Annotated in this window: 8 protein-coding genes; 5 read left to right on the top strand and 3 right to left on the bottom strand. The window is 66.0% G+C overall.

Features of this window, described 5'->3' with window-relative positions:
- The 5 genes from QZT59_RS05780 to QZT59_RS05760 all read left to right on the top strand — a co-directional run.
- Positions 1 to 920: dihydrolipoamide acetyltransferase family protein (locus tag QZT59_RS05780; protein ID WP_290812650.1), on the top strand; the 920-nt coding region annotated here is incomplete at its 5' end.
- A gap of 178 nt (positions 921 to 1098) precedes the next feature.
- Positions 1099 to 2265 carry a hypothetical protein gene (locus QZT59_RS05775; RefSeq protein WP_290812647.1) on the top strand — a complete coding sequence of 389 codons (1167 nt, stop codon included), beginning with the start codon at positions 1099 to 1101 and terminating at the stop codon, positions 2263 to 2265.
- Between the two features lie 951 nt (positions 2266 to 3216).
- On the top strand, positions 3217 to 4437 hold the full coding sequence (ilvA, locus tag QZT59_RS05770; RefSeq protein ID WP_290812645.1) for a threonine ammonia-lyase: 1221 nt from the start codon (positions 3217 to 3219) through the stop codon (positions 4435 to 4437).
- A gap of 140 nt (positions 4438 to 4577) precedes the next feature.
- Positions 4578 to 6086 carry an NAD(P)/FAD-dependent oxidoreductase gene (locus QZT59_RS05765; protein ID WP_290812642.1) on the top strand — a complete coding sequence of 503 codons (1509 nt, stop codon included), beginning with the start codon at positions 4578 to 4580 and terminating at the stop codon, positions 6084 to 6086.
- 175 nt (positions 6087 to 6261) lie between these two features.
- Positions 6262 to 7401 (top strand): multicopper oxidase domain-containing protein, encoded by a 1140-nt coding sequence (locus QZT59_RS05760; protein ID WP_290812639.1) that lies wholly within the window; start codon positions 6262 to 6264, stop codon positions 7399 to 7401.
- A 41-nt stretch (positions 7402 to 7442) separates the two neighbouring features.
- Here the strand turns inward: QZT59_RS05760 and QZT59_RS05755 are convergent, their stop codons facing one another.
- From QZT59_RS05755 to QZT59_RS05745, 3 genes are all read right to left on the bottom strand, one after another.
- Positions 7443 to 7736, bottom strand: coding sequence for a hypothetical protein (locus QZT59_RS05755; RefSeq protein ID WP_290812637.1), 294 nt, complete (start codon positions 7734 to 7736; stop codon positions 7443 to 7445).
- Positions 7733 to 8110: a helix-turn-helix domain-containing protein gene (locus QZT59_RS05750; RefSeq protein ID WP_290812635.1), complete on the bottom strand. Its 378-nt coding sequence runs from the start codon at positions 8108 to 8110 to the stop codon at positions 7733 to 7735. The genes QZT59_RS05755 and QZT59_RS05750 overlap by 4 nt, the downstream gene beginning before the upstream one ends.
- A gap of 128 nt (positions 8111 to 8238) precedes the next feature.
- Entirely contained in the window at positions 8239 to 8382 is a 144-nt protein-coding gene (locus QZT59_RS05745; RefSeq protein ID WP_290812632.1) for a YHS domain-containing protein, read from the bottom strand.
- Positions 8383 to 9323: the final 941 nt, after the last annotated feature.

The raw sequence follows: 9323 nt of genomic DNA, 5'->3' as shown, positions 1-9323 counted from the left end.
TCGAATCCGCCGACCGCGAGCGCACGCTGGCCGCGCCCGCGACCCGCAAGCTCGCCGAGGAGGAGGGCGTCGACCTGAACGCCGTCCCGGCGACCGAGGAGCGCGACGGCGAACCGTTCGTGACGCCGGAGGCGGTCCGCGAGTACGCCGAGGCCCAGCGGCGGGCCCAGGAGGCCGACGCCGAGGCCCTGGCGGCCGGCGAGACCGGCCAGCGCGAGCGCCGCGAACCGTTCACGGGCGTCCGGAAGACCATCGCCGACGCGATGGTCCGCTCGAAGTTCACGGCCCCGCACGTCACCCACCACGACGAGGTCGACGTCACCGAACTCGTCGAGACCCGCGAGCGGCTCAAGCCCGTCGCCGAGGAGCGCGGCATCCGGCTCACCTACATGCCGTTCATCATGAAGGCGGTCGTCGCCGCCCTCGAGGAGTTCCCGGAGATGAACGCGGTGATCGACGACGACAACGAGGAGATCGTCTACCGCAACTACCACAACATCGGCGTCGCCACCGCGACCGACGTCGGGCTGATGGTGCCCGTCGTCGAGGACGCCGACCGGAAGGGGATGCTCCAGCTCTCCTCGGAGATGAACGAGCTGGTCCAGAAGGCCCGCGAGCGGACCATCAGCCCCGACGAGCTCCGGGGTTCGACGTTCACGATCACCAACATCGGCGGCATCGGCGGCGAGTACGCCACGCCGATCCTCAACTACCCCGAGTCGGGCATCCTCGCGGTCGGCGAAATCAAGAAGAAACCGCGCGTCGTCGAGCGCGACGGCGAGGACGTCATCGAGCCGCGCCACGTGATGACCCTCTCGCTGTCGTTCGACCACCGCCTGATCGACGGCGCCGACGGCGCCCGGTTCGCGAACGAGGTCATGCAGTACCTCGAGAATCCCGAGTTGCTGTTGCTGGAGTGAATTCCGGCTGCGTTCCTCTTTGATCCGGTCGAAGTGCAGGTCGATCCCTCCTCACGCGCTTCAGTTCGGCATCTGACGATCACGACCATCCGCCGATCCGCGTGATTGCACCGCTCTGCAAATATTTGCCGAATATCCCGGACGTCTAAATATAATTATGGGACCACGACTGGTTGCAATGCCAACAGGAGATGCCCCTCAGAAGGAAGGGTGGTGTAGATCCATTTCACGGCGTACCGTCCTCGGCACCTCGGCGGCGATCGCTTCGGGAGCGGTCCTCGGACACGTATCGGCCCAGCCCGACGACATTACCGTCCTGAAGCTTCGCGGATCGTACCGAGATCCGCTCTCGATCGAGGAGCTCGACAAGTCGCGCGCCAACGAACTGTCCTCGTTCGTCAACGCAGGTGGCGATCTCGGCGAGTACGGACTCAAGGAGTTGGATTCCCTCCCGGGTCACGTCGATCTCGTCGCCTATAATCTCGTTATCGACGCCGACGGTTCGGTGGCGGAAAATTACGTCGAGCGCGTGAAACCGATCGGTGCGGACAATACCGGGATCGGAACGTCCGGACTCGACGAAACTGCCACCGCATCCAAGGCGGACGAGTTGTTGGAAGAGACGATAACGAAACTGGAAAACCGGGACCGTCGATCCGTTACTAATAGCGGCGCGGATCACGATTTCGACGAGTTGCAGCGACTCGGCGGTGGCTCGGACGTGTCGATCTGGTCCGAACAGGCTCATTACGGAAACGTGAAACGAATGCATGAAGTCCGGAGTATCCCCGGCGAAAGCGATCAGTACGCCGTTCGAGCGGGGGCCAAAATGAACTCGGGGTACAACCTCTGTAAGAACCGAAATAACGACGAGTATTGTACGACAGGTCGACCGGAGTACCGGAACAGGAATTGCGAAATCGAGGTCGATTGGGGAGATGGCAGAAACGTCGGAGCGGACGACGTCGCACCGCAGAACGAGATCGCCGACGGCACCACTGTGACGTTCGGCGGGGCGGTCACGAACGATTCAGTGGGCGCGAACTACTCCTACAGCGAGAGTGCGAACACTCTCGCAGAGACCTCTGATACGAGTACTGGAATAGCGGCACATCGGGTGCGGCTAAAGCCGGCGACAGTTGCGGGTCGTACCATCGCCCAATTCCAGTCGTACAGCGCCGGGGAGAGAGCAGGATCCTGTTTCGGTGGGAAAAAGATCGTGGAGATTACCGTCGATCCGACGTGGGACAGACCGGTCCGCCCGTATAGACTACTCCCTTACTGGAACCGGACCCCGCGCGGCACTGTTGTGAAAGACACCCTTGGCCACTATTGTGGCGGATAAGGAAAGAAGGTTCACCCACTCCAAGTAAAATAGAACTCATCATTTCTTTAGAATCAGATCTACAGTAATTGAACTTTTGTCATTTTCGGCCTGGGGGGAGGGGACTCACTAACCGGAACGGCTACCAATTGATTTATCGGGTGTAAAATTCAGGTCATTCCTATGTTAGGGATAAAACTAGTGCTGCTCGGAATGCAAGTGTCGCTCGTAGGGGTGATATTTGATGGTGAACCTCACTTCGGTCTCATCTATTTTGGATTTTTCCTGTCACTTCTCGGGCTCGGTATCGATTATATTATAGATATGGAAATCCCAAGAGAGATCTAACTTCGATTCGTTCACCTGTGGACACCGAGGGTTGCATGCCGGCGTGGCGCGCAGACATTGGTCGTTCTGTTCATCGAAACGTAGGCGTCTTGGTACCGTCGTGAACCGCACGCCTTCGGAGAGTTAATCGAACTCCGCTCGGCGATGACGCTTCCGTTGTCGTTCGACCCCGCCTGATCGACGGTGACGGTGTCGCAAGTCAAATCGGTGTATTGATAAATCCCTCGAGAACTCCGTGCTGTTGGTGTAGCCGACGATTCAGGCTGCGCCGATCGAGGTCTCGAACCCACCCGCTGAACGCCGTATTTTGGTCGGGGATTCGATCCGCTATCACACCGCCGCCACCATCATCACGGTCCCGAAGCCCACGCACCAGACCGCGACCGCCGTTCCGAAGCGAACCGCCGGATCGTGGTGCCCGGCATCGACGACCGAGAGCGCGCACAGCGTCGTTCAGACGACGGCCGCGAACGCGACGTCCGACCCGGATACGGCGTCCGACCGGACCCTCACCAGACGGGAGGGCGCACGCGCTACAGGCTACTCGCTTGCCACCGGTCGATTCGGTGCCCGACACCGGCCGAAACCGACAAACCGTTCATCCCGCGCCGCGATCAGGTCGGCATGGCTGACGTTCGCTTCGAGGACGTGCGAGCGGCGCGCGAGCGGTTCGACGACGAGTCGGTGGTCCGGGAGACGCCGATCGAATCGAACCGGTCGCTGTCCGGGATGGCGGACGCGACGGTGTACCTGAAGATGGAGCACCTCCAGCGGACGGGCTCGTTCAAGACGCGGGGCGCGTACAACAAGCTCGTCCGGGTGGCCGAGGCGGGCGACGTTGAGCGCGTCGTCGCCGCGAGCGCGGGCAACCACGCCCAGGGCGTCGCCCTCGCCGCGACGAAGGTCGGCCTGGACTCGACGATCGTGATGCCGAAGGACGCCCCGCAGGCGAAGGTCGAGGCGACCCGCAGCTACGGCGGCGACGTCGAGCTCGTGGGCCGGGACTTTCGGGCGGCGATGGACCACGCCCGGACGCTCACCGAGGGCGGTGACGTCGCGTTCGTCCACGCCTACGACGATCCGGCCATCGTCGCGGGCCAGGGGACGCTGGGCCTGGAGATCTACGAGGCGCTCCCCGCGGTCGATACGGTCGTCGTCCCGATCGGCGGCGGCGGGCTGATCGGCGGGATCAGCGTGGCGCTCGCGGAACTGGACCCGGAGATTCGCGTGATCGGCGTCCAGGCCGAGTCGGCGGCGACGGTGCCCGACAGCCTCGACAAGGGGATCCCCCAGTCGATCGACGACGCGGAGACCATCGCCGACGGGATCGCGACCGGCGGCATCTCGGCGCTGACCTTCGGGCTGATCCGCGAGCACGTCGACGAGGTCGTCACCGTCACGGACGACGAGATCGCCCACGCCACGCTGTTGCTCTTAGAGCGGGCGAAACAGCTCGTCGAGGGCGCCGGCGCGGCGTCGGTGGCCGCCGTCCTCTCCGAGGACGTGGACGTCGCGGGTGAGACGGTCGTCCCGGTGCTCGGCGGCGGCAACATCGACATCGCGATGCTCCAGACCGTCCTCGACCACGCGCTGACCGACCGCGAGCAGCTCTTGCACCTGCGCGTGCGCATCACCGATCGACCGGGGAAGATGGAGACCGTCTCCGGGCTCATCTCCGACCACGGGGCGAACATCCGGACGGTGCGCCACGACCGCGCGGTCGACGACCTCCGGGTCGGGGAGGCCTACCTCGTCTTCCAGATCGTCACGAGCGGCTCCGAGCACGCCCGCTCGGTGATCGAGGCGATCGAGGGCGCGGGCTACGAGGTCGCGCGGGTGAACTGAACGCCCGGGTCGGCGCGAGGAAGGCCCTTTTCTCCGACCGTCTCGCCCCGGACATTGACAGACGTTCACGTATCGAGCGTCCCGCTGTTCGGAGCCGCAAATCTTGCGGCTTTTTATGGCTCGACCGTGCAACACAAGATATGGTCGTCGGAGACGTCACTACCGGAACGGACGTGCTGGTGATCGGCGCGGGACCCGCGGGCTACGTGGCCGCCATCCGGGCCGGCCAGCTGGACCTCGACGTCACGCTGGTCGAGAAGGAAGCCTACGGGGGCGCCTGCCTCAACCACGGGTGCATCCCGTCGAAGGCGCTGATCACGGCCACGGACGTGGCCCACGAGGCGGGCAACGCCGAGGAGATGGGGATTCACGCCGATCCCGCGATCGACCTGGCGGGGATGGTCGGCTGGAAGGACGGCGTGGTCGATCAACTGACCGGCGGGGTCGAGAAGCTCTGTAAAGCGAACGGCGTCGCCCTGTTGGAAGGGACGGCGACGTTCGCCGACGAGAACACCGCCCGGATCTCCCACGGCGGCGAGGGCCAGGGCTCGGAGTCCGTGAGCTTCGAGCACGCGATCGTCGCAACCGGCTCGCGCCCGATCCAGATTCCCGGCTTCGACTTCGCGGACGAGCCCGTCCTGAGCTCCCGTGACGCCCTCTCGCTCGAGTCGGTCCCCGAGTCGCTGGTCGTCGTCGGCGCCGGCTACATCGGGATGGAGCTGGCGGGCGTCTTCGCCAAGCTGGGCACCGACGTCACCGTCGTCGAGATGTTAGACGACGTGCTGCCGGGCTACGAGGACGACCTCAAGCGCCCGGTCAAGAAGCGCGCGAAGGCGCTCGACATCGACTTCCACTTCGGCTACGGTGCCAGCGAGTGGCGCGTCAACGGCGACGGGATCACCGTGGTCGCCGAGCCGGCCGAGCCCGCGGCGAGCGATGGCGGGAGCGAGGCGCCGCGCGCCTCGACTGACGGGAGCGGCGAAGCCGCGAGCGCGGAGGCGGTCCAGGAAGAGGTCATGGAGATCGACACCGAGAAGGTCCTCGTCGCGGTCGGCCGCCAGCCCGTCTCCGACACGCTCGACCTCGAGGCGGCGGGCGTCGAGACCGACGACCGCGGGTTCGTCCCCACGGACGACCGCGCGCGCACGAACGTCGAGCACATCTTCGCGGTGGGCGACGTCGCCGGCGAGCCGATGCTCGCCCACAAGGGCTCGATGGAGGGCCAGGTCGCCGCCGAGGTCATCGCCGGCGAGCCGTCGGCGATCGACTACCAGGCGATGCCCGCGGTCGTCTTCACCGACCCCGAGATCGCGACCGTGGGGATGTCCGAGTCCGAGGCCCAGGAAGCCGGCTTCGAGACCGTCGTGGGCACGTTCCCGTTCCAGGCGAGCGGCCGGGCGCTGACGACCGGCCACAGCGACGGGTTCGTCAAGGTCGTCGCCGCCGCCGACGGCGAGTTCCTCCTCGGCGCGAGCGTCGTCGGCCCCGAGGCCTCCGAGCTGATCGGCGAACTGGGTCTCGCCGTCGAGCTCGCCGCCCGCCTCGAGGACGTCGCCGGCACCGTCCACGCCCACCCGACGCTCTCGGAGGCCGTGATGGAGGCCGCCGAGAACGCGCTCGGCCGCGCGATCCACACGCTGAACCGCTAGATTCGACCGACGCTCCGCCTGCGATCGCCGCTCGCGCGTTCGCGGTCGGCGATCTCGCGGCCGGATCGCCCCCGATTTAAACGTACGCTCATATTCGGGGAGTTCGTCGTACGCTCCCGCCCGGTGGGAACCGCCGCGACCGCTCTATATCGCGGGTTTCCAAGTACCGGATGTCATGAATTCGATCGACGATACGCTGGGACGGCGGACGGTACTCTCGATGGCGGGCGCGGGCGCACTGGGCGCGCTGGCGGGCTGCGTCGGCGGCGGAACCGAGGGCGGCGACGGCGGCGACGGTGACGAGTCGGCCGCGGACGGCCCGCTGACCGACTACGCGTACACGGCGCCGCCGGAGGTCGTCGACGTCGCCGAGCAGGGGTACGAATCCACGCTGCGCACCGTGGCGGCTCGCCACCAGTTCGTCACCGACGAGGCCGCCGGCGGCCCGTACGAATTGCCCGAGGTCTGGGCCTGGCAGGCGGACGACCTCGACCCGTCGGTTCCCGGTCCCGTCTATCGGTTGCCCGAGGGGGAGACGCTCGAACTCACGTACGACAACGGCGAGCACGACCGCCCCCACACCGTCCACGTCCACGCCGTCGGCAAGACCTGGAAGGACGACGGCGCGCCGGTAACCACGCGCGAGCACGTGGACGCGGGCGAGAGTCACACCTACGAACTCCACGGCGACACGCCCGGGACGCACGTCTACCACTGCCACTATCAAACCCACAATCACCTCGACATGGGGATGTACGGCATCTTCCGCGTCGATCCCGAGGGCTACGAGCCGGCGGATCGGGAGTACTTCTTCACCCTCCGGGAGTGGGACACGGACCTCCACGACCAGATGGCGGGCGGCGACGCCGAGTACGACCCGGTGGACCGCTCTCCGAACGCCTACACCATCAACGGGCGGTCCGCGCCGACGACGTTCCACCCCGAACTCGGGACGCCGCTGATCGTCGAGGAGGGCGACACCGTCCGGCTCCACGTCACGAACAACGGCTACGAGATGCACCCCTTCCACACGCACAACCACCGGTTCCGGGTCGTCGAAAAGGACGGGAGCCCCGTCCCCGAGGCGGCCCAGTACGAGGAGGACGTCGTCCAGATCGGTCCTGCGGAGCGGTACACCCTCGAATTCGAGGCCGGCGCCGAGCCCGGCATCTACCCCGTCCACTGCCACAAGGTCCACCACGTGACCAACGAGGGCAGTTACCCGGGCGGCATGGCGACCGCCATCGTCTACGAGGGGGCGATGGAGACCGACGAGTTCGCCGAGATCATGGACGACGCCGGGTTCGAGGGCTGAGCCGCTCCGCATCGACGGACCGGCTCCCGACGACCGCTCGCTTACTGGACGTACAGCGAGTACGCGATCACCAGGAAGCCGATCAACACCAGCACGCTCTCGACGAGGACGCCGGTCTCGAGGCTGACGCCGAGGAACTCGTGGAGCAGGCCGGCGAACGCGAGGCCGAGGGTCACCAATCCGAAACCCACCGCGAGGTAGCCGAGGGCGCGGTGTCTCGTCCGTCGATACGCCTTGAACGCGAAGTAGGTGATGATCCCGCCGACCAGCAGACCGAGCGTCTTCACGATGGCCAGCGCGACGGTCACCTCCGTCGTTGCTGTGTGTGGACTCATGTTTCCTTGCGCACCTCCGACCAGAGCTCGGCGAGGCGCTCGTCGGCCGTCCGGGCCGGCCGTTCGACCTCGACGCCGAGCGTCCGATCGTCTTCGAGCGAGAGCCTGATCTCCGTGAACGCGACCGAGTACTTGCTCGCGTGGTGGCCGTCCCGCCGGATCTCGGTCGACTCCTCCAGCAGGGTCGCCTCCGTGAGCGCTTCGAGTTTCCGGTAGAGCGTCGACTGCGGGATCTCACACCGGTCGTGTAGCTCGGCGGCCGTCATCGGTTCCTCGAGCTCGCGAATGATCTCCCGGCAGTCCGGATCGTCGAGCGCCGCACAGACCTCTTCGGCCGGCGGCACGGACTCGGCTGCGATCGGGTCCCGGACCATTCGGACGGGTGATACTCAGCCCCGCGATATAGGCGCGTCGATGGTGTCCACGCGGACGTGGGCGCGCTCCGAATCCGTTCGGCCGCCGGCCCCCGCCGACGTCGAACGGTGGCGAAGGTCCTGCCGGCTCACTCCAGGTAGGTTTCGGGGTCGGCCTCGAACGACTCGCGACAGTCGATCGAGCAGAAGTAGTACATCTCGCCGTCGCGCTCGGACTGTACCTCGGTGTCGGTCGGGTTCACGTCCGTGCCGCAGACCGGATCGGTGACCATACCGGCGTCAGCGGTCCCGCCGAAAAATGCCCGCTGCCGTCTCGTGCCGGCCCGGGACGGGTTCCGGTATCGGCGTCCGCTCACGCGGCGTCGAGGAGGCGGGTGCGCCTCCGTTACGAACTCGAGCCCCTGGACCTCCGTTACGAAGCGACTTTACGCGTCCCCGTCCGAGCGTGCGACGCGCGGGTATCATCCGATCGGACCGTGTCTGCAAGGGCGGGATGACAGATCGACCTCCGCCCGCGCGACAGACGAGTCACCGGCGACGGCCCTGTGTCGTGGCCAGCGACCGCCCTGCATTTATATAGTGTCGGCTCCGCTACCGATCGGTGCAAAACCGTGCCATGGTGGCGGGTTTCGATGCGCCCGGCGTTCGACGAGTATATATACACCCCCGGTCCTCCACACTAATGCGAACGACGTGGCGCACGCCGCCACGTCCCCTCCGGCCGCAACCCGGCGCGGAGGCAGGCGACACATCCACCCTCGTCGAGCGGCCGGCCGCCGGTCGCTCCGGACGGGTATCGGATCGGGAACGGGGCGGCCGCGATGTCGCTTCGATACGGCACCCACATGCGGTATGGGTTCCTACACGTGTTCCCTCGATTGTGCCGGATGCGGTCTCCGGCGCGGTCACGATCCGTTGCCCTTATCCGTTCGAGGGTATTCGGATGTGAACGCAAACGCGTAATCGACGGGGCGCTGGACGTCCCGTCGCTCGGGCGGTTCCGGTCCGATGGGGTTAAGTACCCCTCGCAACCTAGGAATACGTCCGAAGGAGATGAGGATTCCACCCCTGCGGTCCGCCGTACAGATGGGATCTGATGTTAGCCTCGACAGTTCGGTGACGCTCGATCGGTCGGTCCGATCGTCTCGCCGAACACGGACCCATGTGTGAGTGTGTACTACATTCACCGCCAACCTCCCCGGTCTGACCGGGG

Origin of the sequence: Halovivax sp., from assembly GCA_007119345.1 — an archaeon.
Classification (GTDB): Archaea; Halobacteriota; Halobacteria; order Halobacteriales; family Natrialbaceae; genus Halovivax.
This window is presented reverse-complemented; position numbering and strand designations above follow the sequence as displayed.